The sequence below is a fragment of the Klebsiella sp. YJ genome, from assembly GCF_002108615.1.
In the GTDB taxonomy this organism is placed as follows: domain Bacteria; phylum Pseudomonadota; class Gammaproteobacteria; order Enterobacterales; family Enterobacteriaceae; genus Klebsiella; species Klebsiella planticola.
In genome coordinates, this window is the sequence record NZ_MTEG01000007.1 from 19,231 (window position 1) to 36,868 (window position 17,638).

The 17,638-nt window shown below is 56.4% G+C and carries 15 protein-coding genes; 12 read left to right on the forward strand and 3 right to left on the reverse strand.

Going from position 1 to position 17,638, the window contains the following annotated elements; genetic code table 11:
• Positions 1–19 precede the first annotated feature (19 nt).
• Positions 20–313, reverse strand: coding sequence for an Rdx family protein (locus tag BV390_RS08995; RefSeq protein ID WP_004866911.1), 294 nt, complete (start codon positions 311–313; stop codon positions 20–22).
• 217 nt (positions 314–530) lie between these two features.
• On the opposite strand from BV390_RS08995, the gene BV390_RS09000 reads away from it, so the two are divergent.
• From BV390_RS09000 to BV390_RS31125, 6 genes are all read left to right on the forward strand, one after another.
• Positions 531–2,900: a TonB-dependent receptor domain-containing protein gene (locus BV390_RS09000; protein WP_032696770.1), complete on the forward strand. Its 2,370-nt coding sequence runs from the start codon at positions 531–533 to the stop codon at positions 2,898–2,900.
• A gap of 184 nt (positions 2,901–3,084) precedes the next feature.
• Positions 3,085–4,116 (forward strand): hemin-degrading factor, encoded by a 1,032-nt coding sequence (locus BV390_RS09005; RefSeq protein WP_049266436.1) that lies wholly within the window; start codon positions 3,085–3,087, stop codon positions 4,114–4,116.
• On the forward strand, positions 4,113–4,931 hold the full coding sequence (locus BV390_RS09010) for a heme/hemin ABC transporter substrate-binding protein (RefSeq protein WP_032690975.1): 819 nt from the start codon (positions 4,113–4,115) through the stop codon (positions 4,929–4,931). The genes BV390_RS09005 and BV390_RS09010 overlap by 4 nt, the downstream gene beginning before the upstream one ends.
• A complete protein-coding gene (locus tag BV390_RS09015) occupies positions 4,931–5,926 on the forward strand; it encodes a FecCD family ABC transporter permease (protein ID WP_032690974.1) in 996 nt (331 codons plus the stop codon). The genes BV390_RS09010 and BV390_RS09015 overlap by 1 nt, the downstream gene beginning before the upstream one ends.
• Positions 5,919–6,707, forward strand: a complete 789-nt coding sequence (locus BV390_RS09020; protein WP_032696768.1) for a heme ABC transporter ATP-binding protein — start codon at positions 5,919–5,921, stop codon at positions 6,705–6,707. The genes BV390_RS09015 and BV390_RS09020 overlap by 8 nt, the downstream gene beginning before the upstream one ends.
• A 15-nt stretch (positions 6,708–6,722) precedes the next feature.
• Entirely contained in the window at positions 6,723–6,893 is a 171-nt protein-coding gene (locus BV390_RS31125; RefSeq protein ID WP_164673321.1) for a hypothetical protein, read from the forward strand.
• Between the two features lie 76 nt (positions 6,894–6,969).
• Here BV390_RS31125 and BV390_RS09025 read toward each other — a convergent pair whose 3' ends face one another.
• Positions 6,970–8,223, reverse strand: coding sequence for an enolase C-terminal domain-like protein (locus BV390_RS09025; RefSeq protein WP_032696767.1), 1,254 nt, complete (start codon positions 8,221–8,223; stop codon positions 6,970–6,972).
• A 337-nt stretch (positions 8,224–8,560) separates the two neighbouring features.
• Between BV390_RS09025 and BV390_RS09030 the strand changes: the two genes are divergently transcribed.
• The 4 genes from BV390_RS09030 (at position 8,561) to mutS (ending at position 14,401) form a co-directional block, all read left to right on the forward strand.
• Positions 8,561–9,328, forward strand: coding sequence for an SDR family oxidoreductase (locus BV390_RS09030; protein ID WP_032696766.1), 768 nt, complete (start codon positions 8,561–8,563; stop codon positions 9,326–9,328).
• 54 nt (positions 9,329–9,382) lie between these two features.
• A complete protein-coding gene (locus tag BV390_RS09035; RefSeq protein ID WP_077267058.1) occupies positions 9,383–10,669 on the forward strand; it encodes an MFS transporter in 1,287 nt (428 codons plus the stop codon).
• Positions 10,670–10,748: 79 nt separating this feature from the next.
• Positions 10,749–11,465 (forward strand): FadR/GntR family transcriptional regulator, encoded by a 717-nt coding sequence (locus tag BV390_RS09040; RefSeq protein ID WP_032696765.1) that lies wholly within the window; start codon positions 10,749–10,751, stop codon positions 11,463–11,465.
• Between the two features lie 374 nt (positions 11,466–11,839).
• A complete protein-coding gene (mutS, locus tag BV390_RS09045) occupies positions 11,840–14,401 on the forward strand; it encodes a DNA mismatch repair protein MutS (RefSeq protein ID WP_032696764.1) in 2,562 nt (853 codons plus the stop codon).
• Between the two features lie 633 nt (positions 14,402–15,034).
• On the opposite strand, the gene BV390_RS09055 is transcribed toward mutS, so the two are convergent.
• Positions 15,035–15,892 (reverse strand): LysR family transcriptional regulator, encoded by an 858-nt coding sequence (locus BV390_RS09055; RefSeq protein WP_085396847.1) that lies wholly within the window; start codon positions 15,890–15,892, stop codon positions 15,035–15,037.
• A gap of 108 nt (positions 15,893–16,000) precedes the next feature.
• On the opposite strand from BV390_RS09055, the gene BV390_RS09060 reads away from it, so the two are divergent.
• Positions 16,001–17,215: an MFS transporter gene (locus BV390_RS09060; RefSeq protein ID WP_046853515.1), complete on the forward strand. Its 1,215-nt coding sequence runs from the start codon at positions 16,001–16,003 to the stop codon at positions 17,213–17,215.
• Positions 17,212–17,589 carry a DUF4440 domain-containing protein gene (locus BV390_RS09065; protein WP_032690969.1) on the forward strand — a complete coding sequence of 126 codons (378 nt, stop codon included), beginning with the start codon at positions 17,212–17,214 and terminating at the stop codon, positions 17,587–17,589. The genes BV390_RS09060 and BV390_RS09065 overlap by 4 nt, the downstream gene beginning before the upstream one ends.
• Positions 17,590–17,638: the final 49 nt, after the last annotated feature.

Genomic DNA, 17,638 nt, shown 5'->3' on the forward strand with positions numbered 1-17,638 from the left:
AGCCGTTTTCCCCTCTCGCTTACGCCGGATCGGCAGACTTATCGAGGTGGCCCAGCGACTTCTCCGGGAAACAGACATCCCGTACCCGGCGCTTGAGTTCAGCCGCATCCGGGAAACCCTCATCCTGCTTGCGGTCCCAGATTTGTACGTCGTCGACGGTAATGGTGAAGATGCCGCCGGTGCCCGGGACCAGCGTGACCGAGCCGATATCGGTACTGAACGTATGCAGCAGCTCCTGAGCCATCCAGCTGGCGCGCAGCATCCAGTTGCATTGAGAGCAGTAGTTGATCGTAATCGCGGCTTTGTGACTCATGACTTTCTCGCTGTATCTAAAAGGGCTGATTGTAAACAAATTGCAGATTAAATGGGGAATACATGATTATTTTGTTGCAAACGATAATACCTATCATTACCATTCGCAATCAATAATCATGGAGAAACAGAGTCCGCTAACGGAAGCAACGGGACTCACCTGCAAATCTGGAAGTAACGCGTGAGCCGATACTAATAATTATCAAGGCGTGGCTACTATGTACAAATCCACTCAATCACCGGCCTGGTTTAAGAAAAGCCTGCTGGTGACTTCGTTGCTTGCAGCAATCTATCAGACGACCGCCGGGGCAGCTGATACCACCGCACACACCACCACCAGCGACACCTCATCGGATAGCTCCGAGCAGATGACCGTCACCGCACCCGCTCCCCTGCTCAAAGCCGGCAGCGAACATTCGGTCAGCGCGCAGGAGCTACAGGACAAAGGGGCCAAAGATTTTGGTTCCGTCATGCGTTACGAACCGCTGATCGGCGCGACCGGCGCCAGCGGCGGCTCGGGTAATGGTAAAAGCGGCTTCGACCGCGGCGGCTATACCGGTTATAACATTCGCGGGCTGGAAAGCAACCGCGTCGGGATTGATGTCGACGGCATCGCGCAGCCGGATGCGACCGGGCGCGGCTACGTCGGCCGTGCCGGCCTGAATACGTTTGGCATCGGTCGCGATTACATCGACCCGTATATGTACGGCAGCATCGATATTCAGTCCGGTGCCACCTCGACTGAAACCGCCAACACCTCTATCGGCGGCAACGTCTCCTTCCAGCCGAAATCTGCCGATGATTATCTGCGCCCGGGAAAAACCAGCGCCTTCGGCTACCGGAGCGGCTACGACTCTGCCGACCGCAGCTGGCATAACGGCGTGACGGTGGCCGGCGGAGATGAAACCCTACGCGGCATTTTCGTCTACAGCCGCCGCGACGGCCAGGAAACCCAAAATAACAGCGATAAGATTGACGCCTATCCGGCCAACTGGCACTCCGATGCCTTTATGGCCTCCGGCATCTGGCAGCCAAATGATGAACACAAGCTGACCAGCACGCTCGACTACTACCATAAAACCAACCACACCCACTTTGACAGCTGGGATAGCAGCGGCAACAGCATCATTGGCGATGCCAACCAGACCAGCCAGACTCGTCGCTGGGGCATCAGTCTGAAAGACGACTGGACGCCAATGAATGACTATCTCGACAGTATGTCGACCAAAGTCTACTACCAGCACACCGAGGCCCATGACTGGACCTGGATGCCGGACAGCACCACCGGATCGATGGAAACGGTCAACTCTGACTACGATACCGACACCTGGGGTATTCAGACCGCGCTGGCGAAATCCATTGGTCGCCACGACCTGAGCGCCGGGCTCAACGCCAGCACCACCAAAACCCAGCGCCCGTTCAGCCAGTCGCCGGTCCCGAGTATCTACAGCGAGATCATGCAGCCGGAAGCCGACAGCCGGGGCTACACCCTTGGCGGCTTCGTTCAGGATAAGATCAACTTCGATCTCGACAGCCACAACTTTGCGGTGATCCCGGGCGTGCGCGTGGTGCATCAATCCACCAAACCGGAGAATCTCGGCGATCTGACCACCAACAGCAGCGTGCTGACGGAGTCCTCCGTCGCCAGCCTGTACGGTAAAAACTCCGATACTCAGGTGCTGCCGTCCCTGACCTTCCAGTACGATATCACTCCGCGTACCATGACCTACCTGCAGTATAAACGCGGCGCCGAGTTCCCCAACGCCAGCCAGCTGTACGGCTCCTGGAACCTCGGCTCCAGCTACGCCGGACGAGCGCAGTATGCGCTGATTGGTAACACCGATCTGAACACGGAAACCAGCGACAATTTCGAATGGGGCTTAAAAGGCGAAGTGGTCGAAGGGATCACGATGCGTACCGCCCTGTTCTACAACAGCTATAAGAACTTCATCGCCTATAGCCGCTACACCCGTTCCGGCAATCCGGACCACTTCACCAACGTCCCGTCGAATATCTATACGATTTATCAGGCGGAAAACCGCGATAAAGCCTATATCTACGGCGGCGAAATCAGCGCCAAATTCAACTTTGGCACCTGGTTTGAAGAGGTTAACGGCCTGAGCGCGACGCTGGCCTACGGCTATAGTGAAGGGAAATCGAAATCCAGCTATCTCGGCGACAAATACATCGACCTCGACAGCGTGGCGCCGATGAAGGCTATCGTCGGCGTAGCCTGGGACGATCCGGCGAAACGCTACGGGACCGCGTTGACCGCCACCTTCGTGAAAGGTAAGCAGGCCAGCGCCACCAACCGCGAAAGCTATACCAACACGGGTTCCGCCATTACCGACTCCTCCAGCGAATACATGCGCGTGCCTGGCTACGGCATGCTGGACCTGACGGCCTGGTGGCAGGTGGCGAAAAACGTGCGTATTAACGGCGGCGTTTACAACATTACCGATCGACAATACTGGGATTACCTGAGCAGCCGCAATATTGAGACGTCGACGAATCAGGACGCCTACGATAAAGCGCTGGCGACAATGCCGGGCCGGACCTGGCAACTGGGCGTCAACGTCGATTTCTGATAGCCCGGAGAATAATAAACCCCATGGATTTCAGCATACCGACCGGCAACAGCAGCGTGGGTCGCGATACGCAGACTCAGGCCGGCAGTGCAACGTCCCGTTCGCAACATGCTGAAAGACAGTGGGGATGAACCTGCTCCCCGGCCACGGCCGGGGATATTCATCGTAGAGAAGGATGTGAATCATGCAACACAACGCAAACGAACTGTGGCAGCGCTATCAGGCCGCCAAAGCGCAGGCTTCCGTTAAATATGCCCGTGATATCGCCGCTGAAATGGGCATTAGCGAAGCGGAATTAACCGCCGCTCGCGTTGGCCACGATGCCGTTCGCCTGCAGGACGACATGCGGGCAATCATCGCTGGACTGGAAAGCGTCGGCGAGACCAAATGCATCTGCCGTAATGAATATGCGGTGCATGAGCAGGTGGGCCAGTTTACCCACCAGCACCTTAGCGGCCATGCCGGGCTGGTGCTGAACCCGCGCGCACTCGATCTGCGCCTGTTCCTCAGCCAGTGGGCCTGCGCCTTCCACCTGAGTGATAACGGCCGCCAGAGTATTCAGTTCTTCGACCATCACGGCGACGCGCTGTTGAAAGTCTATGCGACGGCTCAAACCGATATGACGGCGTGGGAAGCGCTGATTGCGGGGCAGACCCATGCCGCCCCGACACCGTTGGCTATCCGCCCCGTTGATGCCCCCCGCTATGCCGCTTCCGCCGACGGCGCGGCGCTGGAAAATGAATGGCGCGCCATGACCGACGTCCATCAGTTCTTCGGGCTGTTGCGAAAATATAACCTCTCTCGCCAGCAGGCTTTCCGTCTGGTCAGCGATGACCTGGCCTGCCGCATTGACCACGATGCCCTGCCGCACCTGCTGGAAACCATTCGCGAAGAGGGCAATGAGATCATGATTTTTGTTGGCAACCGCGGCTGCGTGCAAATCTTTACCGGCGCCCTGGAAAAGCTGGCCCCGATGCGCGGCTGGCTCAACATCTTCAATACCACCTTCACCCTGCACCTGCGCGAAGACAGTGTTGATGAAGTCTGGGTAACGCGTAAGCCAACCTCGGATGGCCACGTCACCAGCGTGGAGCTGTTTGCCCATGACGGTACGCAAATCGCCCAGCTATACGGCCAGCGTAGCGAAGGCCATCCGGAGCAGGCGACGTGGCGTAGCCAGGTTGACCGTCTGACGACGGAAGGGCAGAGCGCATGAAACGCTGGCTGATGTTATTTGCCGCTCTTCCCCTGTTTGCGCATGCCGCCGCAGAACGCATCATCTCTCTGGGCGGCGATGTCACAGAAATCGTCTATGCCCTGGATGCACAGCAGCAGTTGGTCGCTAAGGACAGTACCAGCACCTGGCCTGCCGCCGCGCGATCGCTGCCGGACGTCGGCTATATACGCCAGCTGAACGCCGAGGGGATCCTGTCGTTACGCCCGACGATCGTCCTGGCGAGCGCGCAGGCCCAGCCTTCGCTGGTCCTGCAAAAGGTAGAGGACAGTCGGGTAAGAGTGGTTAATATCCCGGGCGGTAACGATCTGTCGGCAATTGATAAAAAAATCGTCGCGGTTGCCGACGCGCTGGGTAAGCAGGCTGAAGGTGACGCCCTGCGCCACACCGTTGCCGCACAGATAGCGCAGATCCCCACGCAACCGGTCGGCAAACGGGTGCTGTTTATTCTCAGCCACGGCGGAATGAACACGATGGTCGCCGGGCAAAAGACTGCTGCCGATGGTGCTATTCAGGCCGCCGGGCTGCAGAACGCGATGCAGGGATTTGACCATTATCGCAGCATGTCTCAGGAAGGCGTGATCGCCAGCCTGCCGGACCTGGTGGTGATCTCCGCCGACGGGCTTAAAGGTATGGGCGGTGAAGCCGGCTTATGGAAACTGCCGGGGCTGGCGCAAACGCCTGCCGGTCGCCATAAACAGGTGCTGGTGATTGACGATATGGCCCTGCTCGGCTTTGGACCGCGGACGCCGCAGGCGGTCAGCGAGCTGAGGAAAAAAGCGGAGCAGCTCCCCTGATGCGCTCCACTCTCTCTCGCCATCTGTGGTTAATGACGCTGCTGCTGGTGAGCCTGACGCTGTTCGCGACTACCCTCGGCGCAATGCCTCTGCCGCTCGCCAGTCTGTGGCCGCCGGGGGATGAGGTGCTGCGCCATATCTGGCTCACCATTCGTCTGCCGCGCGTCCTGCTGGCGCTGCTGGTCGGCGCCGCGCTGGCGCTCTCCGGCTGCGTCATGCAAGGGCTGTTCCGCAACCCATTAGCCGATCCCGGCCTGCTGGGTGTCAGTAGCGGTGCAGCGCTGGCGGTGGCCTGCTGGCTGGTTCTGCCGCTGTCCGTTCCGGCGCTGGTGGCGCTGTATGCTCCCATGCTGGCGGCGTTTATCGGCAGTATCGCAGTCATGGTGGTCATTTTTATCCTCAGCCAGGCGAATGAGGGTTCGCTATCGCGCCTGCTGCTGGTCGGGATCGCCATCAACGCGCTGTGCGGCGCGCTGGTGGGGGTGCTGGCCTGGATAAGTAACGACACCCAGCTGCGCCAGCTGTCGCTGTGGGGGATGGGCAGTCTCGGCCAGGCAGAGTGGTCCACGCTGCTGGTCGCGGCCACCTTAATCTTTCCTGCTTCGCTGATCATCTGGCTAATGGCTTCCCGCCTCAACCTGCTACAGCTTGGCGATGAAGAAGCCCACTACCTGGGGATTAACGTCCGGGCCGTGCAGCGTCTGCTGCTACTGTGCAGCGCGCTGCTGGTGGCCTCTTCGGTGGCAATCAGCGGCGTGATTGGCTTTATTGGCCTTGTGGTACCGCACCTGATACGAATGTGGCTGGGGCCGGACCACCGCGCGCTGGTGCCAGGATCGCTGCTGGCCGGGGCGATCTTACTGCTGCTGGCCGATACCCTTGCCCGCACCGTCGCCGCACCAGCTGAAATGCCGGTGGGTCTGCTGACCAGCATGCTCGGCGCACCGTGGTTTTTGTGGTTAATTTTCCGCCAGCAAAGGACGACATATGGATAATCGTGATAGCACCTGGCGCGCCACCTCACTCTCTCTGCTGCTGGGCAAACGCCGGATCATCGATGATGTGTCGGTCCGGCTGTCCGGTGGAGAGATGACCGCGCTGATTGGCCCAAACGGCGCCGGTAAATCAACGCTGCTGCGGCTGTTGACCGGTTTCTTATCCCCAAACGACGGCGAACGTCATGTAGAAGGACGTTCGCTGGAACACTGGTCGTCGGAAGCGCTCTCTCGCCGCCGGGCGGTGATGTTGCAACGTACGCAGCTCCATGCCGACTGGCCGGTGGAAACGGTCATCGCCATGGGACGCTCGCCATGGGGTAAAAATCCAGACCCACAGATGATTCAGCAGGTGATGGCGGAAACCGGCTGCGACCACCTGGCGGGCAGGCGCTATCCTTCGCTTTCCGGCGGCGAACAGCAGCGGGTGCAATTGGCCCGTTGCCTCGCTCAGCTGTGGCATGACGACGCTCCACGGGGCTGGCTGTTTCTCGACGAACCGACCTCGGCGCTGGATCTTTACTATCAACAGCATCTGCTGCGTCTGCTAAAACGGCTGACCCGCAGCGGCCAGCTGCACGTCTGCGTCGTACTGCACGACCTCAATCTCGCCGCGCTTTGGGCAGACCGCATTCTGCTCCTCCATCAGGGAAAGCTGGTGGCCGAGGGAACCCCGCAGGAGGTCATTCGCCAGTCGGTTATCAGCCGCTGGTACGGGGCTGAAGTGCGAATGGCTGAGCATCCCGATATTGCCGTCCCGCAGGTATATCTGGCGCCGTGAGTTGATGACACTATTGTGCCTGTTTTCTGCCGGGCGGCGGCGAACGCCTGGCCCGGCCGACAAAAAACGGTCAATCGTCCGGCGCCAGCCAGCAACGCTTTCCCGGTTCGCGCTGCGCTTTGCCGGGCGGCAATGGTGCTGGTGGGTCAGGCAGAATACCCGGTATGTAGCCGGGTAAGCCGCTAGCCGCGACCCGGCGATGCCAGGGAGGGCGCACGTTGTCAGCCGGACATTGACGCCCTTTCCGTTGGTGATTAGCCTTTTACGGTCTTGAAGCCGTGCCATCCGGCGTCCGCGCCATCGTCCATGAAGGAATGCCGCCTTCGCACGGATACTTCGCCGCTTTGGCTTCATCAATATCAATTCCCAGACCTGGCTTGTCGTTCGGGTAGGCATAACCGTGATCTATCTCCGGGCATCCCGGGAAGACATCGCGTAGTGCATCATTCATCGGCGTGTACTCCTGAATACCAAAGTTAGGCGAGCTCAGATCAAGGTGCATGTTCGCGCAGACGCCGACCGGTGAGATATCGCCAGGCCCATGCCATGCAGTGCGCACACCGTTAAGCTCGCTATACACCGCCAGTTTCTTCGCCGGCGTAATACCGCCGATAGTGCTGACGTGGCAGCGAATATAATCGATCAGCTTATTGTCAATTAAGGGTTTCCACTCATTCACATTCACAAACAGTTCCCCCATGGAGATCGGTGTGGAGGACTGCTGGCGGAGCATTTTAAGCCAGTCGATATTTTCCGGAGCGACCGGATCTTCAAGGTAGAAGAGCTGATATTGTTCAAGCGTTTTGGCAAGATGAATCGCGGTCACCGGCGTCACGCGCTCATGCACGTCATGAATAAACTCAATACCAAATCCCAGCTTGTTGCGCAGATGGTCAAACAGGCGAGGAACACTTTTAGCGTAAGCGTCCGGGTCAAAATAGATTCCCGGCGTTTTGCTGCGCGGGGAACGCTTCGGTTGGATATTTTTCGCCCGCGCCAGCTGGGTCGCAATCAGCTTGAGATCGTCGGTACCCGCGCCGCCATACATGCCCATCTGACAGCGTACATACTGGTATCCCTCTTCCATTCTGGCGCGGATATTGTCTTCGACTTCCACTTCGTCACCGCCATCGGTATGGCAATACAGCGGAATGCCGTCGCGGCATTTACCGCCTAACAAATCATAAACCGGCATGCCCGCGAGCTTACCTTTGATATCCCACAGCGCCATATCCACGCCCGATAGCGCGTTGTTCATAATCGGTCCGTTGCGCCAGTAACCGCTGACCGCGCCAGACTGCCAGATATCTTCAATTCGCGTTGGATCTTTGCCAATGAGAAAAGGCGCCATGTACTCATCGATAGCGCTTTTCACGGCGAAGATTCGCTGGGTAAACGTCGCGCAACCCAGACCATACAGGCCTGGCTCGTTGGTTTCGACCTTCACAACCGCCAGATCAATGCCACCGGGTGCCGTCAGAATCGTTTTCACGTTAGTGATTTTCAGGTTACTCACTTTAACTCCTCAGTTCAGAGAATTAACTGCCTGTCATGCTGCAAGAGAATGCCATCGCTAAATATGTAGGTTGTCCTACAACTTTGCGTTGTTATAACACGCCAGCCAGGCGATCGTTCCCTGAACATTTAATTCTGTGATCGCGATCATGCCATAATCACAAATATAAATATAAATCAATTAGTTACGATAAATAATCGCAATAGAGATGATGGTTAATGCGAGGTGTTTGTGATCCATATTGCAAATTTATTTTTAGCGTATTGCTTTTGCCTCGCCAAAAAACCAATCTTAAATAAGACAGTCGTCATACAAGTAAATTCAACGAGGAAATAAAATGAGCGCATTATTCGATTTAACGGGAAAAACGGCTCTGGTCACCGGATCGGCGCGCGGTCTGGGGTTTGCCTATGCGGAAGGACTCGCCGCTGCGGGCGCCAGAGTGATACTGAACGATATTCGCGAAACGCTGCTGGCGGAGTCGGTCGATGCGCTGGCAAGTAAAGGTTACAGCGCGCACGGCGCGGCGTTCGACGTCACCAGCGAAGAAGCGATTGAGAAAGCGTTTGCCGAACTGGATGCGCAGGACATCCACGTGGATATTTTGATAAACAACGCCGGGATTCAATACCGCAAACCGATGGTAGAGCTGGAGCTGGAAAACTGGCAAAAAGTGATTGATACCAACCTGACCAGCGCTTTCCTGGTCTCGCGCACCGCGGCAAAACGAATGATCGCCCGTCGTTCCGGCGGGAAAATTGTCAATATTGGTTCGCTGACCAGCCAGGCTGCACGGCCCACCGTCGCGCCCTATACGGCCGCGAAAGGTGGGATCAAAATGCTGACCTGCTCCATGGCTGCAGAGTGGGCGCAATTCAATATACAGAGCAACGCCATTGGCCCAGGCTATATTTTGACCGATATGAATACCGCCCTTATCGAAGATAAGCAGTTCGACAACTGGGTGAAAGACAGTAACCCATCGCAGCGCTGGGGTCGCCCGGAAGAATTGATTGGGACTGCGGTCTTCCTGTCCTCAAAAGCCTCTGACTATATCAACGGACAGATTATTTACGTCGACGGCGGCTGGTTGGCGGTACTGTAATCATTTCGCCAATCATCAACCTCCGTGCGTAAATCCTATTTTGGAATAGAGATCATGATAGATAAAATACAAACAAAACTAGCTCCTTTACGTTGGAAAAAGCTAATACCGCTGGCATTTATCACTTATAGCCTGGCCTATCTGGATCGTGCTAACTATGGATTTGGTGCCGCATCCGGTTTAGCGGAAGACCTCAATATCACTCCCGGAATATCATCATTATTAGGTGCTTTATTCTTTCTTGGGTATTTTTTCTTTCAGGTTCCCGGGGGGATTTACGCTGAAAAACGTAGTGCTAAAAAACTGATATTCTGGAGCCTTATTCTGTGGGGAATCCTGGCAACCGCGACAGGTATGGTGCATGATGTAAAAGTCCTTGCGGTGATTCGCTTCCTTCTTGGCGTGGCTGAAAGTGTGGTGATGCCCGCAATGCTTGTTTTCTTAAGCCACTGGTTTACAAAGAAAGAGCGTTCAAAAGCCAATACTTTCCTTTTCCTTGGCAACCCTATTACCGTGCTGTGGATGTCCGTTCTTTCGGGCTATCTTGTTGATGCCTTTGGCTGGCGAGGAATGTTTATTATTGAAGGCGTCCCGGCAATTATTTGGGCGGCGATATGGTGGTTTATTTTTGTTGACCGTCCCGCGGATGCCAAATGGCTAACACAACAAGAAAAAAATGATATTGAAGCCGCGCTGGCCGCTGAGCAAACTAACATCAAAGAAATAAAAAACTACAGTGAAGCTTTTCGTTCAGGAAAAGTCCTTTCCCTTTCCTTCATTCATTTTTTCTGGAATATAGGAATGTATGGTTTCATTATGTGGCTTCCGTCTATACTGAAATCAGCATCAGGTTTGAGTATTGTCGCGACGGGTTGGTTATCGGCAGCCCCTTATCTGCTGGCCGTGCCTCTTATGCTAGCCGCCTCCTGGTATTCAGATAAATTTCTGAATCGCAAAATTATTGTTCTGCTCTTTTTAGGTCTGGGCGCGGTCTGCTTTATCGCTTCCTTCACCATCGGCGCCGCCAATTTTTGGTTATCCTATGTGCTGCTGATGATTGCGGGTGGGGCGATGTACACGCCATATGGTCCATTTTTTGCGGCAATACCTGACATGATCTCAAGGAATGTTATGGCTGGAGCGATGGCCTTCATCGTCAGTTTTGGGGCACTTGGCTCATTCGTTGGCTCATGGATTGTGGGCTATCTGAATGGTTTAACCGGTGGGCCAGGCGCTTCGTATATATTCATGGGGAGTTCGCTTGTCCTCGCCGTCTTACTGACTTCAATGACCGCTTTTACCAGTAAAGAGTCCAGCAGTACGAAAGTACAGACTTGTTAATATTCGGCGCCCTAACGGGCGCTTTGTTTTGAAAAATGATATATTACCCGACTGTTTATCACTCACACGGACAGCGATCTTGAGCATAAAATCCATTCAAAAACAGAATGTTGTAAATGAAATTTATGATCAGATAAGCGCAAAGCTGCTGGATGGTAGCTGGCCGCCGGGTAGCCGCCTCCCTTCTGAAGCGGAGCTTACCACTTCCTTTAACGTCAGCAGGGTCAGCGTGCGCAGCGCGGTCCAGCGCTTTCGCGATCTCGGCATCGTCGTCACTCGCCAGGGGAGCGGTAGCTTCGTGAGCGATCACTTTACGCCGCAGATGCTGAGCAACGATCCTCGTCCAATCATGCATCTCAGCCGCGAAGAGTTTCACGACATGATGATCTTCCGCCAGACCGTGGAGTTCAAATGCGTGGAGCTGGCCGTCACCCATGCCACCGAGGAAGATATTCTCCAGCTTGAGCAAGCGCTCAATAATATGCTGATCAACAAAGGCGACTACAAAAAGTATTCTGAGGCAGACTACGCTTTTCACCTGGCTATCGTCAGGGCTTCACACAACAGTGTCTTTTATAATGTGATGAATTCCATTAAAGACATCTATTATTACTACCTTGAAGAGCTTAATCGTGCGCTAGGTATCACCCTTGAGAGCGTTGAAGCCCATATCAAAGTCTATATGTCTATCAAAAATCGCGATGCCAGCACGGCGGTGAAAGTGCTTAACGAAGCCATGTCGGAAAACGTTACCGCGATCGATAAGATTAAGTCTTCGACGAACAGCAACGATTGAGTGACCGTCTTCCCCCCTTCCTGCATCATTTCGTTGCCGGTATGGTTACCGGCAACAGCGGATTTTTATTGCGTTAGAAAATTTCCCGATACCGCGATTTAATCTCTTCCAGCTTCGTGTCGCGCGGGTTGCCGCCGGTCGCAGCCTTCAGGTTGGCTGCCCCATTTCAGCATCGATGATCGTCACTGCCGGGATACTTACAGTCCCACCGCCTCCTTCTTGTTTTCCTGCTATAAAGACTCCGTTATCATGCTGTCTATATGTAAATGAGCAGAAATGCAGAATGTCACGGGAACCAATGAGCACAGTACGGCGTAACGAGAACAATAAACTCCGCTAACTCATTAAAACTTAAAAATGGACATCATAACCTGATGAGCACACTAGAGAATCTTGACGCCCATACCCCGATGATGCAGCAGTATCTGAAGCTGAAGGCTCAGCACCCGGAGATCCTGCTGTTCTATCGTATGGGGGACTTTTACGAGCTGTTTTATGACGATGCCAAACGGGCTTCACAGCTGCTCGATATCTCGCTAACCAAACGCGGCGCCTCGGCGGGCGAGCCCATTCCTATGGCCGGGATCCCGCACCATGCGGTGGAAAACTACCTCGCCAAACTGGTCAACCAGGGTGAATCGGTAGCCATTTGCGAACAGATTGGCGACCCGGCCACCACCAAAGGTCCGGTCGAACGCAAAGTGGTGCGTATCGTCACGCCTGGCACCATCAGCGATGAAGCGCTGCTGCAGGAGCGTCAGGATAACCTGCTGGCCGCTATCTGGCAGGACAGCAAAGGCTTTGGCTATGCGACGCTGGATATCAGCTCCGGTCGTTTTCGCCTGAGCGAACCCGCCGACCGCGAAACCATGGCCGCCGAGCTGCAGCGTACCAACCCGGCGGAACTGCTGTATGCCGAAGATTTTGCCGAATCGGCGTTGATTGAAGGCCGCCGCGGCCTGCGCCGTCGTCCGCTGTGGGAATTTGAAATCGACACCGCACGCCAGCAGCTGAATTTACAGTTTGGCACCCGCGACCTGGTCGGTTTCGGCGTCGAAAATGCGCCGCGCGGTCTCTGTGCCGCAGGCTGCCTGTTGCAATATGTCAAAGATACCCAGCGCACCTCCCTGCCGCATATTCGCTCCATCACCATGGAGCGCCAGCAGGACAGTATTATTATGGACGCGGCAACCCGCCGTAACCTGGAGATTACCCAGAACCTGGCCGGTGGTTTCGACAATACGCTGGCGTCGGTGCTCGACTGCACCGTGACGCCGATGGGCAGCCGGATGCTCAAACGCTGGCTGCATATGCCGGTGCGCGACACGGCGGTGCTGGTCGAACGTCAGCAAACCATAGGCGCGCTGCAGGAGCGTTATACCGAACTGCAGCCGGTGCTGCGTCAGGTGGGCGATCTGGAACGTATTCTGGCGCGACTGGCGCTGCGCACCGCGCGTCCGCGCGACCTCGCCCGTATGCGTCATGCGTTCCAGCAGCTGCCGATCCTGCGCGAAATGCTGGCCGACGTCAGCTGCGCGCCGGTCCAGCAGCTGCGCGATAAAATGGGCGAGTTCAGCGAACTGCGTGAACTGCTCGAACGCGCAATTATCGACGCACCGCCGGTACTGGTGCGCGACGGCGGCGTTATTGCCCCGGGTTACCATGAGGAGCTCGATGAATGGCGCGCGCTGGCGGATGGTGCCACCGACTATCTCGATAAGCTGGAGATTCGCGAACGCGAACGCCTGGGGCTGGACACGCTGAAAGTCGGTTACAATGCCGTGCACGGTTACTACATTCAGATCAGCCGCGGCCAGAGCCAACATGCCCCGATTCACTACGTCCGCCGCCAGACGCTGAAAAACGCCGAACGCTACATTATTCCGGAACTGAAGGAGTATGAGGATAAGGTACTGACGTCGAAAGGGAAAGCGCTGGCGCTGGAGAAACAGCTCTACGAGCAGCTGTTCGATATGCTGCTGCCGCACCTTGCCGACCTTCAGCAAAGCGCCAGCGCGCTGGCGGAGCTGGATGTGTTGGTTAACCTCGCCGAACGCGCGGAAACCCTGAACTACTGCTGCCCGACCTTCAGCGACAAACCGGGTATTCGCATCAGCGAAGGCCGTCACCCGGTGGTCGAACAGGTGCTGAAGGAGCCGTTCATCGCCAACCCGTTGAGCCTGGCGCCGCAGCGCCGGATGCTGATTATTACCGGCCCGAATATGGGCGGTAAAAGTACCTATATGCGGCAGACAGCGCTGATTGCCCTGCTGGCCTATATCGGCAGCTACGTCCCGGCAGAGAAGGTTGAAATCGGCCCTGTCGATCGCATCTTTACCCGCGTCGGCGCGGCAGATGACCTGGCAAGCGGCCGTTCCACCTTCATGGTAGAAATGACCGAAACCGCCAATATTCTGCATAATGCCACCGAACACAGCCTGGTGCTGATGGATGAAATCGGCCGCGGGACCTCCACCTACGACGGTCTGTCGCTGGCGTGGGCCTGTGCGGAAAGTCTGGCCAATAAGATTAAGGCGCTGACCCTTTTTGCCACCCACTACTTCGAACTGACCCAGTTGCCGGAGAAAATGGAAGGCGTGGCGAACGTCCATCTTGATGCGCTGGAGCATGGCGATACCATCGCCTTCATGCACAGCGTCCAGGATGGCGCCGCCAGCAAAAGCTACGGTCTGGCGGTTGCCGCACTGGCGGGCGTGCCTAAAGAGGTGATTAAGCGCGCGCGGCAGAAATTGCGCGAACTGGAGAGTATTGCCCCAGGCGTTGCCGCCACGCAGGTCGACGGTACGCAGATGTCACTGCTCTCCGCCCCGGAAGAGACCTCGCCAGCGGTAGAAGCGCTGGAAAATCTCGATCCGGATTCTCTGACCCCGCGTCAGGCGCTGGAGTGGATTTACCGGCTGAAAAGCCTGGTGTAACGCCTGCTTGTTCAGCTGAAGTGACAAAAGGGCAGCCCGTTAAGCGCTGCCCTTTTAGCAAAATAAATGGCTGCGAGAAGCCGTGACCTGACAAGCCATACGCGGGGTTCTCCCCGCGCCGTTGCTTCTTGTGCGATTGGTAAGCGAGAACAGCGTTCAACCCCATACTACGCGCGTTGATATTCAGCACGCATAATGAGCCGCCTGCCATTAGCATAAATCCCGGCAGCGTAGTCCACGGTATAATGATTGCCGCAGGGGCATATCTTGCCTCCCTGCAAAGAACAGACTGGCATCTGAATTGTTCAGATTCATACGCCTGCCTCAGTGGATAGACATCTCTCCTGGGACTTTCGCCTGTCCGGGCCCTGTCAATGCTCAAAGCCAGCCTCAAGCACCCGCCGCTATGCTCTCCCCACCGGCTGGCAAAAATTATCAGACGGAAATAAAACGGGATGGTTTTATTAGCGATTGCGAGAAGGCTCGCAAATACTCAGATGCTATTAATCCTTCCCGTCATGTTAATGAAGAAATAGTTTTCATTGATGAGAAAATATAAAAACAGTCCGGTTGTGCGATAAAAAGCGCCATCCGCGTTCCCCCTTCATCCACAAGCTCATGATGCAAAAAAAGTTAGCCCTGGCGCTCGCGTAGAAAATCAATAAAGGCCCGGACCCGGGTCGGGATATGCTGCGCATCGGGATAAACCGCATACACGCCCTGCGGGGGAAAGGTAAACCCGGGCATCACCTGAATCAGTCTATGCTCCGCCAGTGCCGGCGCCACCAGCCACTCGGGCAACAGCGCGACCCCGCAGCCCGCCAGCGCGAACGCCAGCAGCGCGCTGGCGCTATCCGCCGACAGTCGCGGCACCGCTTTAATGTCAAAAGCCACGCTCTCGTCGCGCGGTCCTGTGAGCTGCCAATGGCGTGGCGCGGACAACCGTTCATGAATAATCCATGCCGCCCGGGCCAAATCTTCAAGCGTCTCCAGAGGATGTTCCGCCAGCCATGACGGCGCGGCAACCGGGACAATCGCAAAACGGGAGATCAGCGCCGCGCGGTAGCGCGAATCCGCCAGCGTTCCGAGGCGGATCGCCACATCAAAACGCTCAGAGATTAAGTCCGCATGGTGCGAGGAGGAGACGTGACGCACCCGCAGCGCCGGAATAATCACCTGGGTGCCGTACTCCGGTGTGGTGGTGATACGGAGTTCGCCGCTCAATCCGCTATGGCTGGCCCGCACTTCATCCTGCAGGTTTTCCGCCGTTTTCAGTAACGCCAGGCCGCGATGATAGAACAGCGAACCGGCCTCAGTAAGCGTGAGTCGTCGCGTGGATCGTAACAACAGCGTGACGCCAAGTTCACTCTCCAGCTGGCGCACGTTAAAACTGACCACCGCCTTGGTTTGCCCCAGGGCCGCCGCAGCCGCGGTAAAACTCCCGCTTTCCACCACCGCGACAAACATGGTCATACGTTGCAGATTCAGCATATTCACTTCACTTATTGTCAAAAACTTTCAGACAGTATATCCCCGGATGTCCTGTTTATCCGCCTGTCCCGGCGGCTTAGAGTAGCGGCCTTCTGATGAGGAATAAAAATGACAGTACGCAGCAAGGTCGCCACCGTTTTTTTACTGGGTTTCTTTCTCGATTTAATCAATATGTTTATCGCCAGCGTCGCCTTCCCCGGCATGAGCCGGGCGCTCAACGCCTCCGTCAGTGAACTGGCCTGGGTGAGTAACGGCTATATCGCCGGCCTGACGCTGGTCGTGCCATTCAGCGCCTGGTTGACGCAGCGCTGCGGGGCTCGCCGGCTCTTTATGCTTTCGCTCACGCTATTCAGTGCGGCAGCGCTGGCCTGCGGACTGAGCGACTCGCTGGGCAGCCTGATTTTCTGGCGCGCCCTGCAAGGGATGGGCGGGGGATTGCTTATCCCCGTCGGACAGTCTCTGACCTGGCAGCTTTTCCAGCCGCACGAGCGGGCGAAACTGTCGGCCGCCGTGATGCTGGTCGGTCTGCTGGCCCCCGCCTGTTCTCCAGCAGCAGGTGGACTGCTGGTTGAAACATTCAGCTGGCGCGGGGTCTTCTTTGCCAGCCTGCCCGTAGCGCTGATCACTCTGGCGTTAGCCGGCGTATGGCTAAAAAATGACGACGGCCCGGCACGGCCTTCCCGTTTCTTACATCTGCCGCTGCTGGCCGATCCGCTGTTGCGTTTCGCCATGTTGATTTATCTCTGCGTACCCGGGGTCTTTATTGGAATTAACGTGGTTGGCCTATTTTACCTGCAGACAATAACCGGCATGTCGCCTTCGGCAACGGGCGCTCTGATGCTTCCCTGGTCGCTGGCGTCATTTGTGGCTATCTCTCTGAGCGGCCGTTTTTTCAATCGCCTCGGCCCTCGCCCCTTTATTCTCTCCGGCTGCCTGCTTCAGGCCGCCGGGATCCTGCTGCTGACCGGCGTCACGCCGCAAAGCTCAATGGCGTCGCTGGTTTTCGCCTTTATCCTGATGGGCGCCGGCGGCAGCCTGTGCAGCAGCACCGCCCAAAGCTGTGCATTTCTCAACATCGCCAATGGCGACATGCCGGATGCCAGCGCACTGTGGAACATCAACCGTCAGCTCAGCTTTTTGGCCGGAGCCGCATTGCTGTCCGCATTGCTGGCGGTCCTGCAGGTTTATTATCCGGCAACACAGGCCTGGCACGGGGTGTTTATCATCGCCGCGTGCCTGACGCTTATCCCGCTTCTGGGCTGCCTGTACCTTAATAACCAGGCGATAGTCACGCGCCTGCATCAAAAAATGGAGATCCCATGAACCCGTATATTCAGGAAACGATCGACGCCCATGTGGCTATTGAACACTGGCTGAGTCACAAACAAGGTGCGGTAGAGGCCTTAATGGCACGCTTTTCCCCTGATTTTTCAATGGTTGGTATCGGTGGAAACGTCATGGACCACCGGGCGCTCAGCGCTTTCTTTACGACCGCGGGCGGCAGTCGTCCAGGCTTGAGCATCATCATTGATAGCACGACCACGCTCGCCGAATGGCACGATGGCGCGGTGATATGCTATCGGGAAAGGCAGCGTGTACCCGAACAGAGCGAGACTTTCCGCTGGTCAACGGTCCTGTTCAGGAAAAGTGGAGGGCGCATTTTGTGGCGTCATTTACATGAGACCCGACAGGCCTAGCATGCAAAGAAAAAGGCCCGATCGTCCGATCGGGCCTTTTTGAGAGGAA

Excerpts from the sequence above, each read along its gene's own strand:
- BV390_RS08995 (WP_004866911.1), bottom strand. The coding sequence starts at position 313 with ATGAGTCACAAAGCCGCGATTACGATCAACTACTGCTCTCAATGCAAC.
- BV390_RS09000 (WP_032696770.1), top strand. The coding sequence starts at position 531 with ATGTACAAATCCACTCAATCACCGGCCTGGTTTAAGAAAAGCCTGCTG.
- BV390_RS09005 (WP_049266436.1), top strand. The coding sequence starts at position 3,085 with ATGCAACACAACGCAAACGAACTGTGGCAGCGCTATCAGGCCGCCAAA.
- BV390_RS09010 (WP_032690975.1), top strand. The coding sequence starts at position 4,113 with ATGAAACGCTGGCTGATGTTATTTGCCGCTCTTCCCCTGTTTGCGCAT.
- BV390_RS09015 (WP_032690974.1), top strand. The coding sequence starts at position 4,931 with ATGCGCTCCACTCTCTCTCGCCATCTGTGGTTAATGACGCTGCTGCTG.
- BV390_RS09020 (WP_032696768.1), top strand. The coding sequence starts at position 5,919 with ATGGATAATCGTGATAGCACCTGGCGCGCCACCTCACTCTCTCTGCTG.
- BV390_RS09030 (WP_032696766.1), top strand. The coding sequence starts at position 8,561 with ATGAGCGCATTATTCGATTTAACGGGAAAAACGGCTCTGGTCACCGGA.
- BV390_RS09035 (WP_077267058.1), top strand. The coding sequence starts at position 9,383 with ATGATAGATAAAATACAAACAAAACTAGCTCCTTTACGTTGGAAAAAG.
- mutS (WP_032696764.1), top strand. The coding sequence starts at position 11,840 with ATGAGCACACTAGAGAATCTTGACGCCCATACCCCGATGATGCAGCAG.
- BV390_RS09055 (WP_085396847.1), bottom strand. The coding sequence starts at position 15,892 with ATGCTGAATCTGCAACGTATGACCATGTTTGTCGCGGTGGTGGAAAGC.
- BV390_RS09060 (WP_046853515.1), top strand. The coding sequence starts at position 16,001 with ATGACAGTACGCAGCAAGGTCGCCACCGTTTTTTTACTGGGTTTCTTT.
- BV390_RS09065 (WP_032690969.1), top strand. The coding sequence starts at position 17,212 with ATGAACCCGTATATTCAGGAAACGATCGACGCCCATGTGGCTATTGAA.